This is a genomic window from Poseidonocella sp. HB161398, from assembly GCF_005870025.1.
In the GTDB taxonomy this organism is placed as follows: Bacteria; Pseudomonadota; Alphaproteobacteria; order Rhodobacterales; family Rhodobacteraceae; genus Mangrovicoccus.
On the sequence record NZ_VATA01000066.1, the window covers coordinates 1 to 21,332 of the forward strand.

The window sequence follows — 21,332 nt, forward strand, 5'->3', positions numbered from 1 at the left end:
CGGAACAGCGCCCCGACAGCAGCCGGTCCCCGCCCCGCCACCGCCATGCCAGCGGCCAGACAGACGCGCTGGCCCGACCGCCCGGACCCCGGGACAGAGCCCCAACGGCAGCCGGGTCGGGCCCCACTCCGCAACCCACATGCCAAAGGCCGGACAAACACGCTGGCCCGACCGCCCGGACCCCGGGGACAGCGCCCCAACGGCAGCCGGGTCGGGCCCCGCCCCGCAACCAGCGGCTCCCCCGGGCATCAGAGCCCAGACGGATGACCACCGCTCGGGCAGAAGCTTTCCGGGGGCGCCGACGCGCATATGCCGGAACCGGAGGACCATGAGACCTTCGTCACCCGCGCATCCGCCCCGATGCGGCGCCGGCCATCCCGCGACAGGATGCTCGATGCGCTGATCGGCCAGCCCCCCGGATGCAGGCGATCCGCTCCGCCCGTCTCTGCCGCGGCGAGACGCCGTGCAGCCAGGCCGCCCTCATCCCGTTCGCCCCCCCTGCCGGAAAGCTGTCCGGGAGGATGCCGCTCACGGCCCGGGCCGCACGGTCGCCAGCACCATCTCGACCGCCCGGTCGCGCAGCAGCGCCTGTCCGTCGCCGCGGAACAGCGCGTCGCCGAACATCGCCGAGAAGGTCGGCCGGTTGGACACATTGAAGAAGCACAGCGCGCTGATCTCCCAGTGCAGCACCGTGGCGTCGAGCCCGGGCCGGAACGCGCCGGCCGCCTCGCCGCGGCGGATGAGCTCCTCCAGCAGCCGGATCGCCCTTGCGTTATGCGCCCGCACCGCGTCGGAGCGGCGCAGCGTCTCGGCCATGTGGATGTTCTCGATCATGACGAGCCGGATGAAGCCCGGATTGCGGGCATGGCCGTCGAAGGTGAAGGCCACCAGCCGGGCCAGCGCCTCCTCGGGCGGCAGGCCTGCGAGATCAAGTTCGCTCTCGGCATCGCGCACCTTGTCATAGGCGGCTTCGAGCACGCGCAGGTACAGCCCGTCCTTGCTCCCGAAATAGTAGTAGATCATCCGCTTCGAGGTGCGCGTCCGGGCCGCGATCTCCTCGATCCGCGTGCCGGACAGTCCGGCCTGCGCGAAAAGTTCGGTCGCGACGGCCAGGATGTTCTGCCGCACGCCTGCCGGATCCTGCTTCCAGCCCTTCTGCCTCTGACCTTCGTCCATCGTCTCCGTTCCGCCCGATCCCCTGCCGATCATGGCCGGGAAACCGCCGCCGTGAAAAGCCTTGACTCAAATTAACCGGAACGGACAATCTGGCGCCGGGAGCGGCGGGGCCGCTCCCGCAGCGGCCTGGCGCAAGGAGGCGCCGGCGTCTGCCGAACGATCGAGGAGGAGAAGCGGCCATGTGCCCACCGAACTGCCTGCACCGGATCTGCGAACACGCCACGCGCCGCGGGCTGCTGAAGGCCGGCTTCACGCTCGGCCTCGGCGCCGCCGCCGGAGCCGCCGGATCGCTTGCCCGGCCCGCCGCCGCCCGCGCCGCAACCGCCGGCCCCGTCACCTTCAGCGAAGTGACGGACATGACCCATACGCTCTACGAGGGCTTTCCGACCTTCTCCGGCGACAAGTGGTTCGAGATGGAGCATCCGGTCACCTGGGCCAAGGACAGGGTGAACCTGAACCGCTGGACGCTGATGGAGCATACCGGCACGCATCTCGACGCGCCGATCCACTTCTCCGAGGACGGGCTGACCGCGGACCTGATCCCGGTCACGGACCTGCTCTGCCCGCTTGCGGTGATCGACATCCGCCAGAAGGCGGCCGACGACCCCGATGCCTATCTGACCCCCGAGGACATCGCCGCCTGGGAGGCGCGCAATGGCGAGATCCCCGAAGGCGCCTGCGTGGTGATGAATTCCGGCTGGGCGGCGCATCTGCGCGCGCCGCGCTTTGCAGGGCGCGACGGCAACGGGCAGAACCATACGCCGGGCTTCCACGAGGACGCGGCGGCAATGCTGATCGAGTCGCGCTCCGTGAAGGGCATCGGCGTCGACACGCTGTCGCTCGACCGCGGCCTCGCCGGAGATTTTCCGGTCCATTATGCGTGGCTCGGATCCGGCCGCTGGGGGGCGGAATGCCTTGCCGCTCTCGACACGGTGCCCGAGGCCGGGGCCTGGCTTTTCGTCGGCGGGCCGAAAGTCGAGGGCGCCAGCGGCGGTCCCTCCCGCATCGTCGCCTTTCACTGAGCGCGCAGGCCGGTGCGGGCGGCACCGGCCTCTCCGCAGCCACCTGCGCTCGGAACGGGGACATGCCGCGCCTGCGGCGGTCGTCGTTCCCGGCGCGCCGGCCATCTGCGGGTCCGTCCCTGCCGCTGCGGAGCGACCGCGAGACTGGCGGGATGCGTCCGCATCGAGAAAATCATTTCCTGCTCCCCGCTGATCCCGAAAGCTCGGATCCACTGCCCCGGGAACCGTCGGGGCTACGACACGCATCGGCCCGCCCGTGCGCCTTGTCCGGCTCTGGCCCGAGGGCCGCGATCACGGACGATGACCCGGCCTGTCCGAGCGGCCCGATCCGGCATCGCCGCGAGTCCCGGTGGATGGCATTGCCAGGTTGCCAACCGCTTCCCAAGGGCGGCTGCTCAGGCTGCCCTCCAGGCGGCGCCTCCGGTCAACCGGTCGGCCCCCCTGACCGGGCGTGATGGAGAGATGATGGCGTTTTGGTCCGGACAATGCGGTGGCCTGATCGTGAACCTTGGCGGGCCGCTGGGCACGAGCGCGAGGACTTAAACTGTCCCACGACCTTCTCGCACCGCCTCATGTGGCGGTGGCGCGCCCCGGCGGGGTTGTCCAGGCCTTCTGCTCGCAATGCTCGACGCAGGACGCACTTCCGGCTTTCGCGGCCGCGCGTGAACCGGGCTTGCCGGCAAGGAGGGCACGCGGCATGCCCCAGCGCTGGGACAGCGCGCGAAAATGGCGCTTTGCGGCCACCGCGTGGCGCCGGGGACGGACAAGGACATCCCCGCCGCATCCGCCGCACGCCGCAGCCAGCGGGCCTTGCCCTCCATCCGGATGCCGGCGGCACCCGATGGCCGAAGCAGCCGGCCCGGTCGCGGTTCGTTTCGCGGGAAACCGCGGCACCGCGCGGGCCCATGAGATCCGCCACGCCGCGCAGGCCGGGATCGAAACGGTGATGCACCCATACGGCATGGCCGATGATGCGTCGCGCGAGGCGGGTCTTCGCGGTCCGGCATCATCGGAGGCGGCCGCCATGCCGCGCGGCCATCAGCCCGGCCTCACCCTTCCGGGCACCTTCGGCGATCTCGAGACGGACCGGTTTCCGCCTCCCGCATTGGATGATCGAAACGCGTTCCGCGACCGGGGCGGCGGCGCCGAGATCCGCCTCCCCCGCTTCAAGGTTGGCAGAGCAGCATCCCTTGAAGAAATGCGGGTGCGGGGAAGGCCCGCGCGGAGCCCAACTGCCGTCCGTCGCGGCCCCCAGGCTGTGCGCGCATGCGACAACGCCGTGCAGCCGGTCATCTGGAACGAAGCAGCGCAGCAGGAGACGCGCGCCCTCGCCCACCCTGCCGGCACCTCCTCTGCAACCCGCCGGGAGCTGGCCGGAAGCCGGCCGCTTCGGGGTGCGGTCGCGGACAATCCGGGACGATTTCCCTGTGTCGCGGCCCCGGATGTCTCGCCGTAGAGCCTGCCCGGCCCGGGCGCCGCCGACGATCTGCCGGCGTCGCATTGCACCGGCTTCGGCGCCGAAGGCCGTCGGCCCGGGGCACCGCGCGGCGTGTCAGGCCGGAAGCGCGGCCAGGGCCGGCCGGGGCGCCTCCAGATGAAGGCCCGCGTCCGCGCAGATCCTGCGGATATGGGCAGCCGATTTGCGGATATAGGCGATGGCGGCGTCGAAGCCGTAGCTCTGCTCCGCATAGTCCGGATAGCCGAAGTTGCGGGTCTCGTAGGCGATCCAGTCCTCGATCTCGCCCGAGGCGACGCGCGTCTCGTAGCTGTCGACCAGCGCCATGTAGGCCTCGAGCTCTTCGGCGCCAAGGTCGGGATGGACGCGGCGCCAGGCCGGATCGGCGATCTCGATGCATTGCCGCGGGTTCGCCGCGCGGGGCTTGTCCGCGCAGGAGGCGGCCATCTCCAGCGAGAGGTTCAGCTCCGGATTGGCCTCCGCCAGGACCGGCAGGATCGCGGCGAAATCGACGATGCCCTCGCCGCAGGGACGGCCCTGGAAGTCGAGCCCGCCGGGCGCACGGCCGACATAGGCGTCCTTGATATGGGTCTGCCGGACGAAGGGGGCGAGGCGGCGCGCGGCCCAGACCGGATGCTCGCCGCGCTGCAGCCCGTTCGCCGTGTCGAACACCGCGCCGGTCACGTCCTCGCCCACCGCTTCGATCAGGCGCAGGATCTCGAAGGAGGTGATCTCGTCATGGGTCTCCATGTTCATGTGCGAGCCATGGGCGCGCAGCGCGGGCGCGATGCGGTGCATGACCTTCGCCATCGCCTCGAGCTGGTCGTCCCAGTCGATATCGGTGCGGAAGCGGTCATTGGCCAGCCGCCCCGGGAACTGGCCCTTGAAGTTGCCGGGCGAGATCCACAGCTCGTGCAGGCCGATCTCGGCCCCGAGCTCGATCATCCGGGTCAGCCCGGCGACGATGTCGCCATTGCCCGCGGCGCGCAGCTCGGGCGCCTCGGCGCTGCAATAGGGGTTGATCTTGCCCAGCCCGGCTTCGAGATAGAGGCCAAGCTCGTCGGCGCGGGCGCGCAGCTCGCGCAGGAAGCCGCGGTCGAGTGCCGGGCTCATGTCCAGAAGCGTCGGGAAGAAGATCCCGCCGAGCCCCAGATCGCGCACATGCTCCAGGCTGGCCATCGGGCCGCGCGTCGTCGCTTCGGGAAGTTTCTGCCAGTCGATGCCGAGTTTCACGGGGTGGTCTCCTTCGGTGTCGTTCAGTCGCCGCGGCCCTTGGGCGCGAAGCGTTTTTCCAGGAAATGCTGGCCGATCGACGCCACCGTCGTGATGCCCAGATACCAGATCGAGGCGACGAAGAGCATTTCGATGACCAGGAAATTGGCGGCGTAGATCTGCTGCGCCATGGTCAGGAGGTCGCGCATGCCGATCACCGAGACGATGGCCGAGGCCTTCAGCATGCCGATCGCCTGGTTGCCGGTGGGCGGGATCACCAGCCGCACGGCCTGCGGCAGGATGATGGTCCGCATGGTCTGCAGGGGCTTCAGCCCCAGCGACTGCGCCGCCTCGCGCTGGCCGCGATCGACCGCCTTGAGGCCCGCGCGGATGATCTCGGTCATGTTGGCGGCCTCGTGCAGCCCGAGGGCCAGGAAGCCCGCCAGCGCCGGGGTGATCAGCATGTTGACGTCGATCGTGCCGATCCGCGGCACGAAGAGCGCGATGTTGTACCACAGGAAGATCTGGACGATCAGCGGCACGCCGCGGAACCACCAGACGAAGCCGGCGGCGATGGCGCGCAGCACCGGGTTGCTGCTGATCGCCATGGCGGCGAGGATGCAGCCCGCCGCGATGCCGAAGGCCATCGCCCCTGCCGTCAGCTCCAGCGTCAGCACCACCCCCGCGAGGATCCGCGGATCGAAGAGGTAGCCGGGGATCTCTCCCCAGAGGATGCTCTGGCTCTGGGCGACGAGCCAGGCGAGCGCCGCCAGCAGCAGGATGGCGACCGAGCCGGTCGCAACCTGGCCCCAGCGCATTCGGATGGCGACGGGCGGGGCGCGGCGGCCGGAGGCGTCCGACGGCACGGACTCACTCCACGGGCATGCTTGCGGCGTCATTGACCTTCACGGTCTCGACGGCCAGCGGGCCGAGGCCCCATTTTTCCATGATCGCCTTGTAGCCGCCGGCATCGACCATCTGCTGGAGCGCGGCCACGACGGTGTCGCGCAGCTCGGGGTTCTCCTTCGAGGTCAGCATGCCGAGATAGCCGACCGCCAGGCGGATATCCGGGAGCGCCTCGAGGCCGACGCCCTTCCCGACCTGCTTCTCGGTCGTGTAGACGCTGGTGGCATAGCCGTTGACGGTCGCGTCAGCCCGGCCCGAGCGCACCGATTGCAGCACGTCGGGCATCTTCGGCAGCGACATGATCTGCATCGGCTCGGGGCAGTCCTCGGCGAAGGCGGTGACCAGACGGTTCTGGAAGGTGCCGACCGGAACGGCGACGCGCTTGCCGCAGAGATCCTCCATCGAGGCGATGCCCAGCGGGTTGCCCTGCGCCACCATGATCGTGGTCGCGTCGTACATGTAGTCGATGACGTCGACCTGCTTCTCCAGCTCGGGATCGTCATTGATGCCCGAGATGGTCATGTCGAAGCGGCGCGACAGGATCGCGGGAACGATGCCCGCCCCCGCGCCCAGATCGGTCATCTGCACCTCCACGCCGAGGATCACGCCGAGCGCCGCGGCGATGTCTGCATCGATGCCGATCAGGCTGCCCGACTCGTCGAAGAAGCTGATCGGCGGGGTCAGGTCGGTGGCGACCTTCAGCACGCCCGCCGAACGGATCGCCTCGGGCAGCGCCGCGGCGAGATCGGGGTTCGGCGCGACGCCCGGCAGCGCCGCGATCTCCGGCGAGGCCTCCATCACCTCGGCCGCGCCCTGGGCCTGTGCCGCCGCGCCCAGAAGGGCGGCCAGTGCGGTTCCGAGTGCCAGTGTCCTGATCGTCTGCATGTCGTGGTCCCTGTCGCTTGATTGGCCGTTTCCGGCGGTCTGGCTTCTGGATCACGTCATCGGATTTTGTTCGCAATAACTTTCGAAAGTTTCTTCGCAAGATTTGCGCCAAGATGTGCCGAGCCGTGTCCTGCGGCCCGTCGGCGCCTGCGGGATAGTCGGCTTGGTGCAAAAATGGGCGGAGCGCGAACGCCCGCCGCGAGTCAGGGCGTCTCGGTCATGCGCTGGAGGATGGCGAGGAACTCGTCCGTCTCCGCCGCGGCCTTGTCGAAGGTGATCGCCGATTCCATGTCGTCGAGATGCACCGCCATCGACGTGGCGGCCGCCTCGAAATCGCCGCCCTCCAGATGCGCCAGGATCTGTTCGTGGAAGGTCGTCCCGCAGGAGCAGCCCGCGGATTTCTCATAGAGCGCATTCACCAGAGACAGCCGGGTCAGGACGTTCTCCAGCATCGCGCGAAGCACGTCATTGCCGGTGAACCCGGCCAGAAGATTGTGGAAATCGCCCGCGATCCGCTTCTTGGCGACCGCATCCGTGCCGGAATGAACCCGTGTCTCGGTCTCTATCGTACTGGCGAGCTTGCCGAATTCCGGCTTGCCCAGATGGCCGGGCAGCGCCGCCATCACCGCCATCTCCAGCACGCGGCGGGTTGCTAGCAGGTTCTGTGCCTCCGCAGGCGAGGGCGTGGCGACGAAGGTCCCGTGGTTGCGGCGCCGTTCGGCCAGGTTCTGCTGGGCCAGCATCGACAGCGCGCCGCGCACCACGGTGCGCGAGGTGCCGAAATGCTTGGCCAGGATGTCTTCCTTCAGCTTGTCGCCCGGCTTCAGCGCGCCTTCGAAGATCGCCGCGCGCAGAGTTGCGCAAATGACTTCGGAAATATCGTCGTTCTGAGTCGCGTCATCTTTCATCGGAGGGAAACCCGTTCTGGAAACTCGTCGGAGTGGTCCGGGATTTAGCGCCCGGACCGGCTTGAGGGCAAGATGCCGTTTCATTTGCGCCCATCATGGTCGCACACCCTCAGGATATGCACAAATTTGTGCCGATCAATATCCGCACAAACTTTCGCAACTATTTTCGTATTGTTTTTCGAACTCGTCGCCCACATCACTCGACTCACACCAGTTCGCAAGCACAGCGGGGCAACGATACGATGACACAGACGGGCCTGCAGATCAGAAACGTGGATCACAGCTATGACGGCAAGCAGGTGCTTCATGGCGTGAATTTCGAAGTTCCCGACGGCAGGGTCGTCGCGCTGCTGGGGCCCTCGGGCTGCGGAAAATCGACGATCCTGCGCGCGATTGCCGGGCTCATCACCCCCGATCGCGGGCAGATCCTGCTGAACGGCCGCGACCTGACCAGCGTCCCGGTGCGCAACCGCGGCCTCGGCATGGTGTTCCAGAATTTCGCGCTCTTCTCCCACATGACCGTGGCCGAGAATGTCGCCTACGGCCTCGCGCATCTGCCGAAGCCCGAGCGCAGGGCGCGGGTTGCCCGGCTTCTCGACCTCGTGCGGCTCACGCCCTTCGCCAGCCGTTTCCCGCCGAGCCTCTCGGGCGGCCAGCAGCAGCGCGTCGCCGTGGCCCGCGCGCTGGCCACCGACCCGGCGGCGCTGCTGATGGACGAGCCCTTCGGCGCGCTCGACCGCGCGCTGCGCGCCGAGCTGCAGGCCGAACTCGTGCGGATGCAGGACGATGTCGGCATCACCACCGTCATGGTCACCCATGACCAGGAAGAGGCGCAGGCCGTCGCGGGCCAGCTCGTCGTGATGAACGAGGGCCGGGTCGAGCAGGTCGGCACGCCCGAGGAAATCTACGACCGCCCCGCGAGCCTCTTCGTCAACGGCTTCATCGGCCATGCCAACCGGATCACCGCGACCGCAACCGGTCCGGGCACCGTGACCACCCAAGAGGGCACGGAAATCGCGCTTAACCGCGCGGTGAACTTCACCCAGGGCAGCAGGGTGACCGTCACCAGCCGCCCCGAGAACCTCGCGCTTTCCGCCACGGCCGTGCCCGGGGCGATGGAAGCGCGCTTCGACCGCGCCACCGTCATGGGCCAGTTCCTGTCGGTCGACGCCACGCTGGCGGACGGCACCGCGCTCAAGGCGCAGATCCTGCGCGACGGTGCCGCCCGCCCCTCCAGGGGAGATGCCATCTGGCTGGTCCCCGACGCTTCCCGCCTCCACCTTTTCCCCGCCATCCAGACCGGAGCCTGATCCATGACCGCCACTCTTTCCCGCCGCGCCTTCACCCTTGCAGGCCTCGGCGCCCTGGCCGCCCCCGCGCTGATCCGTCCCGCCTTCGCCGCAAGCGGCAATGTCGTCGCCGCGACCTTCCCGGGCAGCTGGGAAGACGCCTACCGCAGCATCCTGACCCCGATGGTCGAGAAGGCGGGCTACGGCCTGACCATCGCGCCGTCGCTGGCGCAGGACCAGATCGCGCGCCTGATGGCGAGCCCCGGCCAGCCGCCCTATGACGCGCTGCTGGTGTCGCCGGGCCAGAGCGACATCCTGATCCGGGAAGGGCTGATCGAGAAGATCGACCCGTCGCGGCTGAAGAACTGGGATCTGCTGTCGCCGGCCGCGCAGAACGAGTGGGGGCCGAACGTGACCATCGAGGTCAACGGCATCGCCTACAATCCGGAAGTCGTCGACAAGCCCTCGGGCTACCGCGCGCTCTTCGAGGACAAGCAGTACGAGTACAACCTCGCGCTGATCGGCTTCGGCTCCAACACCGCGACCATGGCCTATACCGAGATCAACAAGGCCTATGGCGGCAGCTACGACAACATGCAGCCGGTCTTCGACCTGCTGGAGGAATACCTGCCGAAAGTCGGCGCGATCGCGACCTCGGGGTCGAACCAGATGACCATGTACCAGCAGGGCGAGATCGCCGTCTTCATGGCCTCGACCGGCAATGTCGCCAAGCTGCGCGAACTGGGCCTGCCCTGCGAATTCGCCCATCCCGAGACCGGCTCGCCCTCGGTGCCGGTGACGATCCACATGGTCAAGGGCGCGCAGAATCCCGACGGCGTCTATGCCTACATGGATGCGGCGATCTCGGCCGCCGCGCAGGTCGAGCTGGCCGAACCGCCGACCGCGATGATCCCCACCAACACCACCGTGCCCTATTCCGAGGTCGTCTCGCAATTCGTCACCCCCGAGCAGGTCGCCAACGCCGTCTATCCGGACTGGCAGGCGATCAACAGGCACCGTGCCGAATGGACCGAGACGTTCGACCGTCTCGTCGTCCTCTGACCGGAGCGGCCGCGATGATCCGCAAAGACACCCTTCTGGCATGGCCCATGATCGCCTTCATGGTGCTGTTCTTCATCTCTCCGCTGGTCCTGCTCGCCGGGATCAGCCTGCACGGAGAGGACGGAAGCTGGGGCCTCGGCAATTTCGCGGCCTTCCTTTCCGACCCGTTCGCGCGCGGCGTGCTAACCGGCACGCTGGCGCTCGGCGCCAAGGTCACGGCCTGGGTCAGCCTCGCCGCGCTGCCGCTCGTCATGCTCTACTGGCATGGCGGCAAGCGGCTGCGCGGGCTGATCCTGATCTGCACGCTCCTGCCGATGCTGACCGCCAACGTGGTGCGCACCTTCGCCTGGGTGGTGCTTCTGGGCCGCAACGGGCCGATCAGCCAGACGCTCCTGGGCCTCGGCCTGACCGAGCGCCCGATCTCCTTCCTGTTCTCCGAGACGGGACTGGTCATGGCGCTGGTGCAGATCGAGATGCCGCTGCTGCTGCTGCCCGTCTTCTCGGTGCTCAACCGCGCCGACCGCAAGACGCTGGAAGCCGCCGAAGTGCTGGGCGCCGGCCGCTGGCGCGCCTGGTTCTCGTCGATCTTCCCGCAGATCATCCCCGCGGTGCTGGCGGGCTGGGTGCTGGTCTTCGCCTCGGCGACCACCTCCTATGTCACCCAGAGCGTGATCGGCGGCGCGCGCCTGATCTACCTGCCGCAATTCGTCTACCGCGAGGTCGGCGTCCTCTTCCAGTGGCCGATGGCCGCCGCGATCTCCATCCTCCTCTTGGCATCCACCGGCGTCATCATGCTGGGGCTGACGATGCTGGCCCGTCACGAAAGGCTGCAAGGTCATGGCTGAGTTCCGCAACCGCCTCTCCACTCTGCTCTACTGGATCTTCGTCTGGGGCGGCGGGCTCGCCGTCCTGATCTACATGATCGGCCCGATCATCCTGGCGCTGGTCATGTCCTTCAACGCTGGCTCGACGCTGGCCTTCCCGCCCAAGGGATTCTCGCTGCGCTGGTACCAGATGCTGCTCGACCCGGCCGAGTCCGGCCCGATCCACACCGCCGCCTGGAACTCGATCGAAGTGGCGCTCTCGACGGTCGTCCTGGTGACGCTGATCACCGCCCCCGCCGCCTGGGCGCTGGCCCGCGCCAACCGCCGCTTCGCCGGGTCGGTGGAGCCGGTGCTGCTCGCCCCCCTCGTCCTGCCGAGCCTGGTCTACGCCCTGGCCGCGCTGCTGGCGCTCAGCCTCCTCGGGCTCGGCCCCTCCTTCATCGCAGTGCTGATCGGCCATGCCGCGGTTTTCGCGCCCCTGATGTTCCGCACCGTGCTGGGGCTGGCGCAGCGGATGAACCCGGCGCTCGAGGAGGCCTCTGCCACGCTCGGCGCCTCGCGCGGGCGCACCTTCCTGAAGGTCAGCCTGCCGGGCATCCTCCCCGGCATCCTGGCGGGCGCCTTCCTCGTCTTCATGCAGTCGCTCGACAATGTCTCGGTGACGCTCTTCCTCGGCGATCCGGGGCGGACCATGCTGCCGCTGCGCCTCTTCGCCATGCTCGAGGAAAGCCTCGACGGGCGGGTCGCCGCGGTCTCCGGCCTCCTGATCCTCGCCGCCGCCCTACTCCTCGTCACGCTCCAGCGCTTCGGCGGCCGCAGCTCGTCCTGAGCCGCCGCAAGCATCACGAAAGGACCACCCCATGAACGCGCATGCTCCCGCCACCGCCCCGATCGAGCGCCTGCTCGGCGGTTTCACCCCCGATTTCGACTTCATCCCCGCGGGCCCGATCCCGGTTGCCGAATATGCCGAGCGCATGCGCAAGCTGAAGCGCGAGGCGGTCTCGGCGGGCCATGACGCCATCGTGGTCCATTGCGACAGCGTCGGCTGGTTCCACGCGGCCCATGCCTATCTGCGCTATCTCTGCGACTGGATGCGCGAGGGCGTGCTGGTCATCCCGATGGACGAGGACAAGGAGCCGGTGCTGCTCTCGTTCTTCACCCAGTCGGTGATCCTGCCGCCGGGCGGCGAGCCGGTCGGCATCGACCGCATCCTGCAGATCGGCGCGGTGGGCCGCGAATATGCCGACATCCCGGGCGATAGCGGCGCCAAGACCATCGAGGCCACGGTGAAGCTTCTGGGCGAGATCGGCGCAGGCCGCGGCAGCATCGGCTTCATCGGCGACAAGCGTTCCGCCGCCTTCCGCGCCGCGCTGGCCGCCGCCATGCCCGGGGCGAAATTCACCGACCAGCACGGCATCCTCGACCGGATGCAGCGCAACCGCAGCGCAGCCGAGATCGCCTGCTTCCGCTCCGCCGCGCAGCTGATCAGCATTGCCACCCAGGCGGCCTATCACGTGGCCCGTCCGGGCGTGACGGATTACGAGATCTACGCCGCTTTCACCATGGCGCAGATGGCCCGCGGCGGCGAGACCGGCGACGGCTACCAGATCGGCGCCAATGAATGGGGCACCCATTGCGGCAAGCCCTATGGCCGCCGGATGCGGCCCGGCGACCTGGGCAACCTCTATGTCTCGAACGTCACCTACCAGGGCTACACCGCCCAGACCGCCCGCATGTTCGCCTTCGGCGAACTCACCGCCCGGCAGGAGCTGGTGCTCGACGCCTGCACCCGCGGCGTCAAGGCGGCCGAAAAGCTGATCCGCCCCGGCACGCTCTTCCGCGACCTCAACAACGCCGCCTTCGAAAGCTATGTCGATGCCGGGATGCTCGGCGATGCCGAGGCGCGCACCATGCCCTACAACTGGTCCACTGCCCCGGATGGCGGCCCGCGCGAGATCCGGCGGCAATACGTGCCCGATGCCGATTACGAGGCGCAGGGGCGCATGCTCATGCATGTCTATCCGGCGGTGGCCGGGCCGCATAATCCCAACCTGGGACATTCGGTCGGCATGGCAGGCGGACAGAATGCCTTCAACATCTCCTCGCACAACTACGACAAGCTGGAGGAAGGCATGGTCTTCGTGATGCATACCCAGTGGCTGGAGCCGCAATCGGCCGGCTGCAATATCGGCGACATGTATGTCGTCACCGCCGACGGGTTCGAGAACCTCTCGCGCCACACCCCGCTCGAGACCCACCGGGTGGCAGCATGACGTCCCGCGCCTTCGATTTCGCGGAGCTGACCCCGAAAGAGCGCTACAAGCTGCTGATCGGCACGGTGATCCCGCGCCCGATCGCGCTGATCACCACGCTGTCGCCCGGCGGCACGCCCAATGCCGGCTCCTTCAGCTTCTTCAACATCCTCACCCATGACCCGGCGGTCATGGCGGTGGGGATCGAGCACAAGCCCGACGGCACCCCCAAGGACACCGCGGCGAACATCCTGGCGACGGGCGAGTTCACCGTGCATATCTCGGACCACGCGCTGGTCGACCAGATGGAGATCTGCTCGATCAAGTTCCCCGCCGATGTCGACGAGCTGGCGATTGCCGGGCTGGAGACCGCGCCGGGCGAGGCCGTCTCCTGCCCGCGCATCCTGGCGGCGCCCGCGGCCTTCGAGTGCAAGCTGATGCAGACCGTGCCGGTCAGCCCGGCGCGCACCATCGTGCTGGGCGAGGTCAAGCGGATGTTCGTCCGCGAGACGCTGGTCGATCCCGAGACGATGCATGTCGACCAGATCGGCATCGACGCGGTCGGCCGCCTCGGCGGCCATCTCTACGCCCGCCAGCTCGACCAGTTCGAGCGGGTGACGCCGACCCTGGAGCAGTTCCTCGCTCTCGACGGCTCCGGCGACCGTTAGAACGCATCCGGCCCGCCGCACCGGGACTGCGCCCCGCCCGCCCCGCCGGACCGGGCGGCGGCCCCGCTCCCCCCTCCCCGCGCGGGGCAGAACCGGGAAGTGACGGGCCCCGGGCTTTTCCGGCGGGCGGGGTCGCCCCCGGACGGCGCGCCGCCCGGGCGATGCCGGGGAACGCGCCAGCTCTGCCGTCGCGGAGCCGGGCTCCGCTCCCTTCCGGAGTCGGCAGCGCCGGAGACGCCGCCGGGCCGCCCTCTGCCGCCTGCACTGCGCGGTCTTCTCCCGCAGGCCGCCAGCGGCCGCTCCGCCGGTCGCTCCGCCCCGCCGCAGGCGCCAGCAGGTCCATGCTCCGCGGACCGCCCGCACAGGCCCGGGCCCCGCGCGGCAGCCGCGATTCCGCGCCCGTTTCCACCGCAGCGCTTGCATCCGTCCGGCCCCTCCCCCATGAACGGGCCCTCTGAACACGGTCGCTTGCCCAGCTGGCGACGCATCCCCAGTCTGCGAGCACAGGAGCTTCGACAATGGCCGCCAGCGCAAAAATCCTTCTCCTCGGGTCCGGCGAACTGGGCCGCGAGGTCGTCATCTCCGCCAAGCGCCTTGGCGCCGAGGTGATCGCCTGCGACAGCTATGCCGGCGCCCCCGCCATGCAGGTGGCCGACTGGGCCGAAGTCTTCTCGATGCTCGACGGCGACGCGCTGCGCGCGGCCATCGACAAGCACCAGCCCGATTTCATCGTCCCCGAGGTCGAGGCGATCCGCACCGAAGTCCTCAAAGAGGTCGAGGACCGCGGCTTCACCGTGGTCCCCTCCGCCCGGGCCACGCAGCTGACCATGAACCGCGACCGCATCCGCGATCTGGCCGCGCGGGAGCTGGGGCTGCCGACCTCGACATTCCTCTATGCCGAGAGCCTCGAGGAGATGCGCGCCGCGGTCGCCGAGGTCGGCATGCCCTGCGTGGTCAAGCCGGTGATGTCCTCCTCGGGCAAGGGCCAGTCGACCATCCGCGACGCGGAGGGCATCGACGCCGCCTGGGCCTATGCGGTCGAGGGCATGCGCGGCGACCGCCAGCGGGTGATCGTCGAGGCCTTCATCGATTTCGACTACGAAATCACCCTGCTGACCGTGCGCACCCGCGAGGGCGTCGTCTTCTGCGATCCGATCGGCCACCGCCAGGAGCGCGGCGACTACCAGGAAAGCTGGCAGCCCGCGGCCATGTCCCCCCAGGCGATCGCCGATGCGCAGGCCATGGCCAAGGCGGTGGTCGACGATCTCGGCGGCTACGGCCTCTTCGGCGTGGAGTTCTTCGTGAAAGGCGACCAGGTGATCTTCTCCGAGCTGTCGCCGCGGCCGCACGACACCGGAATGGTCACGCTGATCTCGCAGAATCTCAGCGAATTCGACCTGCATGTCCGCGCCATTCTCGGCCTGCCGATCCCCGGGCCCGCCCACTACGGCGCCGCCGCCTCGGCGGTGATCCTGGCCGACCGCGACAGCGGGAACTTCCATGTCGAGGGCATGGCCGGGGCGCTGCAGCCCTCCGCCCCCGGCATCGATCTCGACCTGCGGATCTTCAACAAGCCGGTCACCCGCCCCTATCGCCGCATGGGCGTCGCGCTGGCGCTCGCTGCGGATGGCGATACCGACACCGCCCGCGCCGCCGCCCGCGAAGCGGCCGCCAAGGTGTCGCTGCGCTACGAGTCCTAGGACCGGGCCGCGGGGCCGTCGGCGCGGTTCCCGGGCCGGTCGGGCCGCGGGACCATGCGCCCTGCCCGTCCGGCGATGCTGAACAGTGCCGGCCGACTTCGGCCCGCGGCGCGCAGCGGGGCATCCCGCCCGGGGATCCGCGACATTTTCCCGTCCCTCGGGAGGCCCGGCTGGCCCGCCAGTGCCGCCTCCGGCGCGCCCGCTCAGCTCAGCCAGGTCTCCGCGCGCAGGTAGCGCGAGACCATGGCCGTCCTGGTGTCGACGCCCATCTTGTCGAAGGCGCGGGCCACATGGGTCTTCACCGTGGGCAGGCGGATGTCGAGGATGTCGCAGATATCGGCATTGGTCGCGCCCTCGGCGATCAGCCGGACGATCTCCATCTCCCGCTCCGACAGGCCGTAGCGGCGCAGGAACAGCCGCTCGGCGACATCGCGGCGGAATTGCGGCGTGTGCAGGATCATGGTTTCGAAATGCGCCTGCATCGACCGTGCCAGATCGAGCTGACGGTCGCCGAATCCCTCGCGGCCCGGCGCGCTGAGGAGGCCGATCCCGATCACCGGCACGCCTCCGGCCCAGAGGATCATCTCCAGCGCGTCCGAAAAGCCGTAGCTTTCCATCGCGCTGGCATAGGGGCTGTCCGCGCCGGGTCCGAGGGCCTCGCGCTCGCGGCTGAAGAGCGCGACCTTGCGCCGGTCCGGGCAGAGCCGGGCCGCCGATAGCGGATCGCTGTCCCTCAGCCCGGCATGATAGGCCGCCGAGAAGGCGGGCGGCAGGCTCGAGCGCGCCAGCTCGCGCTCGGTATTGTCGTCCTCGATCCGGTAGAGCACCGCCGCCGCACCGCCGAGCACGCTGCGGCTGAGCGACAGGATGGGGGCAAAGCGCTCGCTGCCTTCGCCGGGGAAATCCATGACCAGCCTCCGATTGCGGGCTCCGTTGACCGGCTCCGAGCTTTCGCCCGCGGCGCCCGGCCGTCAACTCGGCGCGCGCGCATCGGCCGGAAGTATGATTGCCGCCGGGCCCGTCCGCCCGAAGAATTGGCACAGGTGCGGCACATGTTTCCGCTTTCGCCGCGCCGCGGATTTCTGGAGATCGACGATGACACTTGTCCCGACCCTCGCGGCGGACGCCGCCGCTGCATGCCCGGCGGAGGTGACCCCCGACATGCTGGTGGCCCGCGCCGCCGCGCTGCGCCCCCATCTGCGCGCCGAGCAGGCCGCCACCGAGAAGCGCGGGCAATGCTCGGACGAGACGCATGAGATGATCCGGGCGGCCGGGCTCTACAGGACGCTGCAGCCGCGGGCCTATGGCGGCTACGAATTCTCGGTCGAAACCTTCTACCGGGTGGTGATGGAGCTGTCGCGCGGCTGTCCCTCGACCGGCTGGGGCTTCTGCCTCGGCGCCTCGCACGTGCTGCAGGCGGCGGCCTTCTTCGGCCGCGAGACCCAGGACGAGATCTTCGAGGGCGGCCATTTCATCGCCGCCGCCCGCGACGTGCCGGGCGGCACGATCCGCCCCGTCGAGGGCGGCTACCGGGTGGCGGGCACCTGGCACTACTGCTCGGGCTCGCCCTTCTCGACGCATTTTCTCGCCCATGCGGTGGTCGCCGATGCCGATGGCAGCCCCAACGAGGCGAAGGACCAGCTGCTGGTCCTCCTGCCGCGCAGGGACTGGACTCTGCTGGAGACCTGGAAGGGCGTGCACGGGCTGCGCGGGACGGGCTCGCACAGCATCCGCATCGACGATGCCTTCGTGCCGCCGCACTATGTCGCCGACCTGCATCTGTGGGACGCCGAAGGCTCCGCCGCGACGCCCGGCGCCAGGCTGCACGGCAATCCGATGTACGGCTCGCGCGCGCTCGGCTTCTTCCATGGCGAGATGGCGGCGATCGTCACCGGCATCGCCGAGGCCGTGGTCGACGAGTACCGCGAGGCGATCACCGGCAAGAAGGCGCACTGGCCCTTCCCCGAAACCGACCGCGACCGGCATCACGAATACCAGCGGGTGCTGGGGCTCGGCATCGCCCGCGCGATGGCCGCGCGCAATGCCACCCTGGGCGGCGCGCGCCAGTTCGAGCGGCTCTGCCGCCGCCAGGCCGCGGGCGGCGCTGCCTTTTCCAATTGGGAGGACCTCGCGCTCTACAGCCAGATGGGCCAGGCCGCGAAGCTCGCCGCCGAAGGGGCCGAGCACATGATCCGGATGAGCGGGTCTTCCAATGCCGCCATCGAGGGCAAGCGGATGGAGCGCTATTCGCGCGACCTGAATGTCTACCGCTGCCACTCGGAAGGCGCCTATATCGACATTTTCGCCGAAAAGCTGGGCGCGGCCTATCTCGACGAGGGCGGCGCGCTCTGAGCGCGTTCCGCTTTCCCTTGCCTGCGGACTAGAACCAGAACCAGAACCAACAGGGAAACCATCATGTCACTAGCGGAAGAGTACAAGGCGGCGGAGATCCCGCCGGATACCGCCGACGGCCAGATCGGCCTGCGGCGCGGGTCGGTCGGCTTCATCGGGCTCCTGGCCCAGTCGGTGGCCGGGATCGGGCCCTCGGTCGGGATCGCGCTGATCATGTCGCTGGTCGTCGCCACCTCCGGCAACGGCGCCTGGCTGGTCTGGCTGATCTCGGCGGCGGTGCTGACCTTCGTGGCGATTTGCATCGGGCAATTCGCCAGCCGCTTCGCCTCGAGCGGCGGGCTCTATGCGCTTTTGGCCAAGGCGGGGCCGGTCTACGGCGCGCTGACCGCTTGGGCGGTGCTGCTTTTCGCGCTCGGCTCCGCGCCGATCCTGCCCTTGTCCTTCGGCCTCTTCCTGACCGACTACCTGGTCTCGCTCGGCATTTCCGCCGGTCCGTTCACGACCTGGGCAACCTCGATGATCTGCGTCCTCGTCGCGCTCTGGTTCACGCTGCGCGACGTGGCCGGCGCCGCGATCGTGATGTTCGTCGTCGAGATCCTGTCGCTCGTCGCCATGGTCGCGATCCTCTTCGTGGTGATCGGCGCCAATTCCGGCGCGCTCTGGGATCCGGCGCAGCTGTCGCTGGACGGCGCCAGCTTCTCGGGCATCGCGCAGGGCGTGGCCTTCACGCTCCTGGCCTTCGCGGCCTTCGAATCCGCACTCTTTCTCGGCGCAGAGGCGAAGAACCCGCTGAAGCAGACCGGCCGCGCGCTGATCACATCGGTGCTCTTCTGCGGCGCGCTCTTCGCGGTCTTCACCTATGTCTTCACCATCGGCTTCCGCAGCTCGGGGCTGGATTTCGCGGCAAGCGAGAACCCGCTGGCGCAGATGGCCGAAGCCTATGGCGTCGGCTTCATCAGCAATTTCGTCATGCCCGGCGTGATCGTCGCGCTGTTCGGCGTGACCGTGGCGAACCTGAACTTCGCCTCGCGGCTCCTGATGACGCTGAGCCGGGAGAAGATCCTGCCGCCCTTCCTCGGCGCGGTCTCGCATCGCCACCAGACGCCGACCCGCGCGATCAACTTCGTGGCCGGGCTCGATCTGGCCGTGCTGACGCTGCTTGCGCTGACCGGCTTCGCCAATTTTGGCACCTACGGCTTCCTCGGCGGGCTGGCGGGCTACTGGGTCGGGGCGACCTACATCCTGGCGGCGATCGCGATGCTCAGCTACCTGCGCCGCATCGGCCGGCTCAGCCCGGTGCTGGCGCTCATCGGCGGGATCGTGGTGCTGGCCTTCCTGTGGTTCTTCCTGCAGAGCACCTTCCCGGTTCCGGCAGCGCCCGGCAGCATCGTGCTCCTGATCTTCTATGCCAGCATGGTCCTCGCGGCGCTGCATGTGGCGCTGGCGCGGGCGCGGCGGCCGCAGCTCCTCGCGCGGCTCGGCACCAGCACCGAGGACATGCCGCAGGGCTGACGGCCAGAGCAAACGCCGAGGGGGAGCGGCCGGCGCCGCTCCCCCGTTCTTTGACCGCAGTCCCTGTTTGCGCGCTCAGGCCGCGACGGGCTTGCGCGGATGGAGCCAGGCCGGGAGGAAGGCATAGGCATTGCCCACGCCCGTTCCATCCATCGCCACGCCGCAGGCGGCCAGCATCTCGCGCAGGCGGCCGTCATTGAAGGCGTCGAAGGTCTCCGTCGCGCCGCCGACATGGGTGCCGCCGATGAAGACCTGCGGGATGGTCGGCGCCCCCGTGACCTGCGCCAGCGCCTTGCGCATTTCGGTCCCGCGGTTCTCCGCCCGGTAGTCCGGCCCGTCGAGATCGACCGAGCGGAAGGGGATCCCCGCCGCCTTGAAGAGCTTGCGCACCGACCAGCAGAACTCGCACCATTCCAGCGCGAAGATCACCACCGGCTCTGCCGGATCGGCAATCGCCGCCTGCAGATCCGCCATCGCCTGCGGGCTGGGCTCTGCCATCGCCGCGGCAGCCGCGGGCGCCGGGGCCGCGTCGAAGCGGAAGCGCGGCGTCGAGGCGGCGATCTCCTGCTCCTCCGCGCTCATCGCCACGTCGATATCGGCGAAGAGCGGCGTCGAGAGGTAGCGCTCGCCGGTATCGGGCAGCATGGCGAGGATGCGCGAGCCCTTCGGCGCGGTCTTCGCCACCTGCAGCGCGGCGGCGAAGGTCGCGCCCGAGCTGATGCCGCAGAGGATGCCCTCCACCCGCGCCAGCTCCCGCGCGGCCTTCAGCGCGTCGGCCCCGGGCACCGCGCAGAGCTTGTCGATATGCCCGGCCTCGATCACGTCGCGCGCCAGCTTCGGAATGAAATCCGGCGTCCAGCCCTGCATCAGGTGCGGGCGGAAGGCCGGGTGGCTGGCGGCGGGCGTGCCGTCGGGATTGTTCGGCTGCATGACGCCCGAGGCCAGCAGCGCCGAATTGTCGGGCTCCGCCGCGACGATGCGGGTCGCCGGGCTCTTCTCCTTCAGCCGCCGCGCGACGCCCTTCATCGTGCCGCCGGTGCCGAAGCCCGAAACCCAGTAGTCGAGCCCGGTCGCAGCGAAATCCGCGAGGATCTCCTCGGCAGTGGTCTCGGAATGGATGTCGGGGCCCGCCTCGTTCTCGAACTGGCGCGCCAGGAACCAGCCATGCGCCTCTGCCAGCTCCTGCGCCTTGGCCAGCATGCCCGAGCCCTTCTCGGCCGCAGGCGTCAGCACGACCCGGGCGCCGAGGAAGCGCATCAGCTTGCGCCGCTCGACCGAGAAGCTCTCGGCCATGGTGACGACCAGCGGATAGCCCTTGGCGGCGCAGACCATCGCGAGGCCGATGCCGGTATTGCCCGAGGTCGCCTCGATCACCGTCTGGCCGGGCTTCAGCGAGCCGTCGCGCTCCGCCGCCTCGATGATGCCGAGCGCCAGGCGGTCCTTGACCGAGCCCATCGGGTTGAAGGACTCGAGCTTGACATAGAGCTCCACCCCCTCGGGCACGAGATGGTTGACGCGGACGATCGGGGTGCTGCCGACGGTCTCGAGGATGCTCTGGAAAGGCTGTTTCATGGGATATCTCCGTTGGATGATGTTATTGCAAAGACTGGGAATTCGGGGATCAGGCGGTCCGGCGGGCGGCTTCGGCGGCGCCGGCCTGCATGGTGGCGGCGACGGCGGCATAGGCGGTGGCCCAGGCCTCTTCGGCGGCTGCGGTGAAGGCGGCGCCCAGCCGGGCGCGCAGCGTGGCGATCAGCGCCTGGCCGACAAGCGCGTAATGCGCAGCCTCGACGCCGTAGCCGTCATGGCGCGCGCCCATCACCCGCAGCGGCGCCAGCACCGGGGCGAGATTGCCGGCATGGCGGACCACGAGGTCGAGCGCCGTGGCCAGCTTGCGGCCCTGCGGCGCCAGATCGGCGGGAAACATCGGCCGCAGCTCCGGCGCGATGCGGAAGAGCTCGGCATAGAAGGCGGCGGCCATGCCGTCCGCGTCCCGCGACACGAGCGGCCATGTGGCGCGCAGGTCGCGGATATTGTCCTGGGTCAGGCTCATGGTGGCATCCTCTCTCTTGATGCCGCCACTTTGCCCCCGCCGCTTTTCCGCCTTG

At 69.2% G+C, this 21,332-nt stretch carries 19 protein-coding genes and 1 pseudogene; 11 read left to right on the forward strand and 9 right to left on the reverse strand.

Annotated features, from left to right (window positions below; genetic code table 11):
- Nucleotides 1-528: 528 nt before the first annotated feature.
- Nucleotides 529-1,176: a TetR/AcrR family transcriptional regulator gene (locus tag FGX59_RS30145; protein ID WP_138471357.1), complete on the reverse strand. Its 648-nt coding sequence runs from the start codon at nt 1,174-1,176 to the stop codon at nt 529-531.
- A 179-nt stretch (nt 1,177-1,355) separates the two neighbouring features.
- On the opposite strand from FGX59_RS30145, the gene FGX59_RS30150 reads away from it, so the two are divergent.
- Nucleotides 1,356-2,198: a cyclase family protein gene (locus FGX59_RS30150; RefSeq protein ID WP_138471359.1), complete on the forward strand. Its 843-nt coding sequence runs from the start codon at nt 1,356-1,358 to the stop codon at nt 2,196-2,198.
- Between the two features lie 841 nt (nt 2,199-3,039).
- Nucleotides 3,040-3,654: a hypothetical protein gene (locus FGX59_RS30155; RefSeq protein WP_138471361.1), complete on the forward strand. Its 615-nt coding sequence runs from the start codon at nt 3,040-3,042 to the stop codon at nt 3,652-3,654.
- 96 nt (nt 3,655-3,750) lie between these two features.
- Here FGX59_RS30155 and FGX59_RS30160 read toward each other — a convergent pair whose 3' ends face one another.
- The 4 genes from FGX59_RS30160 to FGX59_RS30175 form a co-directional block, all read right to left on the reverse strand.
- The gene (locus FGX59_RS30160) at nt 3,751-4,887 is read right to left on the reverse strand and encodes a sugar phosphate isomerase/epimerase family protein (RefSeq protein ID WP_138471363.1); all 1,137 of its coding nucleotides are present in this window, start codon (nt 4,885-4,887) and stop codon (nt 3,751-3,753) included.
- Between the two features lie 23 nt (nt 4,888-4,910).
- Nucleotides 4,911-5,732, reverse strand: a complete 822-nt coding sequence (locus FGX59_RS30165) for an amino acid ABC transporter permease (RefSeq protein ID WP_206078476.1) — start codon at nt 5,730-5,732, stop codon at nt 4,911-4,913.
- 4 nt (nt 5,733-5,736) lie between these two features.
- A complete protein-coding gene (locus tag FGX59_RS30170) occupies nt 5,737-6,657 on the reverse strand; it encodes an ABC transporter substrate-binding protein (protein ID WP_138471367.1) in 921 nt (306 codons plus the stop codon).
- 203 nt (nt 6,658-6,860) lie between these two features.
- Nucleotides 6,861-7,565 carry a GntR family transcriptional regulator gene (locus FGX59_RS30175; protein WP_171060901.1) on the reverse strand — a complete coding sequence of 235 codons (705 nt, stop codon included), beginning with the start codon at nt 7,563-7,565 and terminating at the stop codon, nt 6,861-6,863.
- Nucleotides 7,566-7,807: 242 nt separating this feature from the next.
- Here FGX59_RS30175 and FGX59_RS30180 point away from each other — a divergent pair, with 242 nt between their 5' ends.
- From FGX59_RS30180 to purT, 7 genes are all read left to right on the forward strand, one after another.
- Entirely contained in the window at nt 7,808-8,875 is a 1,068-nt protein-coding gene (locus tag FGX59_RS30180) for an ABC transporter ATP-binding protein (RefSeq protein WP_138471371.1), read from the forward strand.
- Nucleotides 8,876-8,878: 3 nt separating this feature from the next.
- Nucleotides 8,879-9,916 (forward strand): extracellular solute-binding protein, encoded by a 1,038-nt coding sequence (locus FGX59_RS30185; RefSeq protein ID WP_138471373.1) that lies wholly within the window; start codon nt 8,879-8,881, stop codon nt 9,914-9,916.
- Nucleotides 9,917-9,930: 14 nt separating this feature from the next.
- Nucleotides 9,931-10,761 carry an ABC transporter permease gene (locus FGX59_RS30190; RefSeq protein WP_138471375.1) on the forward strand — a complete coding sequence of 277 codons (831 nt, stop codon included), beginning with the start codon at nt 9,931-9,933 and terminating at the stop codon, nt 10,759-10,761.
- A complete protein-coding gene (locus FGX59_RS30195) occupies nt 10,754-11,569 on the forward strand; it encodes an ABC transporter permease (protein WP_138471377.1) in 816 nt (271 codons plus the stop codon). Before FGX59_RS30190 ends, FGX59_RS30195 begins: the two co-directional genes overlap by 8 nt.
- Nucleotides 11,570-11,600: 31 nt before the next feature.
- The gene (locus tag FGX59_RS30200; RefSeq protein WP_138471379.1) at nt 11,601-13,013 is read left to right on the forward strand and encodes a Xaa-Pro peptidase family protein; all 1,413 of its coding nucleotides are present in this window, start codon (nt 11,601-11,603) and stop codon (nt 13,011-13,013) included.
- Nucleotides 13,010-13,660, forward strand: a complete 651-nt coding sequence (locus FGX59_RS30205; RefSeq protein WP_138471381.1) for a flavin reductase family protein — start codon at nt 13,010-13,012, stop codon at nt 13,658-13,660. Before FGX59_RS30200 ends, FGX59_RS30205 begins: the two co-directional genes overlap by 4 nt.
- 518 nt (nt 13,661-14,178) lie before the next feature.
- Nucleotides 14,179-15,360 carry a formate-dependent phosphoribosylglycinamide formyltransferase gene (gene purT / locus FGX59_RS30210; protein WP_138471383.1) on the forward strand — a complete coding sequence of 394 codons (1,182 nt, stop codon included), beginning with the start codon at nt 14,179-14,181 and terminating at the stop codon, nt 15,358-15,360.
- Between the two features lie 203 nt (nt 15,361-15,563).
- Here purT and FGX59_RS30215 read toward each other — a convergent pair whose 3' ends face one another.
- A complete protein-coding gene (locus FGX59_RS30215; protein ID WP_138471384.1) occupies nt 15,564-16,268 on the reverse strand; it encodes a helix-turn-helix transcriptional regulator in 705 nt (234 codons plus the stop codon).
- A gap of 187 nt (nt 16,269-16,455) precedes the next feature.
- Here FGX59_RS30215 and FGX59_RS30220 point away from each other — a divergent pair, with 187 nt between their 5' ends.
- Both FGX59_RS30220 and FGX59_RS30225 read left to right on the forward strand, forming a co-directional pair.
- Entirely contained in the window at nt 16,456-17,712 is a 1,257-nt protein-coding gene (locus FGX59_RS30220) for an acyl-CoA dehydrogenase family protein (protein WP_171060902.1), read from the forward strand.
- A gap of 63 nt (nt 17,713-17,775) precedes the next feature.
- Nucleotides 17,776-19,224, forward strand: coding sequence for an APC family permease (locus FGX59_RS30225; RefSeq protein ID WP_138471387.1), 1,449 nt, complete (start codon nt 17,776-17,778; stop codon nt 19,222-19,224).
- Between the two features lie 75 nt (nt 19,225-19,299).
- Here the strand turns inward: FGX59_RS30225 and FGX59_RS38965 are convergent, their stop codons facing one another.
- The 3 genes and pseudogenes from FGX59_RS38965 to FGX59_RS30235 form a co-directional block, all read right to left on the reverse strand.
- Nucleotides 19,300-19,722: a glutaredoxin domain-containing protein gene (locus tag FGX59_RS38965; RefSeq protein ID WP_370296393.1), complete on the reverse strand. Its 423-nt coding sequence runs from the start codon at nt 19,720-19,722 to the stop codon at nt 19,300-19,302.
- Between the two features lie 36 nt (nt 19,723-19,758).
- Nucleotides 19,759-20,796 (reverse strand): annotated as a pseudogene (cysK, locus tag FGX59_RS30230) (cysteine synthase A); the annotation flags it as partial.
- A gap of 49 nt (nt 20,797-20,845) precedes the next feature.
- Entirely contained in the window at nt 20,846-21,277 is a 432-nt protein-coding gene (locus tag FGX59_RS30235) for a globin domain-containing protein (RefSeq protein ID WP_138471391.1), read from the reverse strand.
- Nucleotides 21,278-21,332 lie beyond the last annotated feature (55 nt).

Bases quoted from the DNA above. Each gene is read 5' to 3' on its own strand.
- FGX59_RS30145 (WP_138471357.1), bottom strand. From the start codon at position 1,176: ATGGACGAAGGTCAGAGGCAGAAGGGCTGGAAGCAGGATCCGGCAGGC.
- FGX59_RS30150 (WP_138471359.1), top strand. From the start codon at position 1,356: ATGTGCCCACCGAACTGCCTGCACCGGATCTGCGAACACGCCACGCGC.
- FGX59_RS30155 (WP_138471361.1), top strand. From the start codon at position 3,040: ATGGCCGAAGCAGCCGGCCCGGTCGCGGTTCGTTTCGCGGGAAACCGC.
- FGX59_RS30170 (WP_138471367.1), bottom strand. From the start codon at position 6,657: ATGCAGACGATCAGGACACTGGCACTCGGAACCGCACTGGCCGCCCTT.
- FGX59_RS30175 (WP_171060901.1), bottom strand. From the start codon at position 7,565: ATGAAAGATGACGCGACTCAGAACGACGATATTTCCGAAGTCATTTGC.
- FGX59_RS30180 (WP_138471371.1), top strand. From the start codon at position 7,808: ATGACACAGACGGGCCTGCAGATCAGAAACGTGGATCACAGCTATGAC.
- FGX59_RS30185 (WP_138471373.1), top strand. From the start codon at position 8,879: ATGACCGCCACTCTTTCCCGCCGCGCCTTCACCCTTGCAGGCCTCGGC.
- FGX59_RS30190 (WP_138471375.1), top strand. From the start codon at position 9,931: ATGATCCGCAAAGACACCCTTCTGGCATGGCCCATGATCGCCTTCATG.
- FGX59_RS30195 (WP_138471377.1), top strand. From the start codon at position 10,754: ATGGCTGAGTTCCGCAACCGCCTCTCCACTCTGCTCTACTGGATCTTC.
- FGX59_RS30200 (WP_138471379.1), top strand. From the start codon at position 11,601: ATGAACGCGCATGCTCCCGCCACCGCCCCGATCGAGCGCCTGCTCGGC.
- FGX59_RS30205 (WP_138471381.1), top strand. From the start codon at position 13,010: ATGACGTCCCGCGCCTTCGATTTCGCGGAGCTGACCCCGAAAGAGCGC.
- purT (WP_138471383.1), top strand. From the start codon at position 14,179: ATGGCCGCCAGCGCAAAAATCCTTCTCCTCGGGTCCGGCGAACTGGGC.
- FGX59_RS30215 (WP_138471384.1), bottom strand. From the start codon at position 16,268: ATGGATTTCCCCGGCGAAGGCAGCGAGCGCTTTGCCCCCATCCTGTCG.
- FGX59_RS30220 (WP_171060902.1), top strand. From the start codon at position 16,456: ATGACACTTGTCCCGACCCTCGCGGCGGACGCCGCCGCTGCATGCCCG.
- FGX59_RS30225 (WP_138471387.1), top strand. From the start codon at position 17,776: ATGTCACTAGCGGAAGAGTACAAGGCGGCGGAGATCCCGCCGGATACC.
- FGX59_RS38965 (WP_370296393.1), bottom strand. From the start codon at position 19,722: ATGGCAGAGCCCAGCCCGCAGGCGATGGCGGATCTGCAGGCGGCGATT.
- FGX59_RS30235 (WP_138471391.1), bottom strand. From the start codon at position 21,277: ATGAGCCTGACCCAGGACAATATCCGCGACCTGCGCGCCACATGGCCG.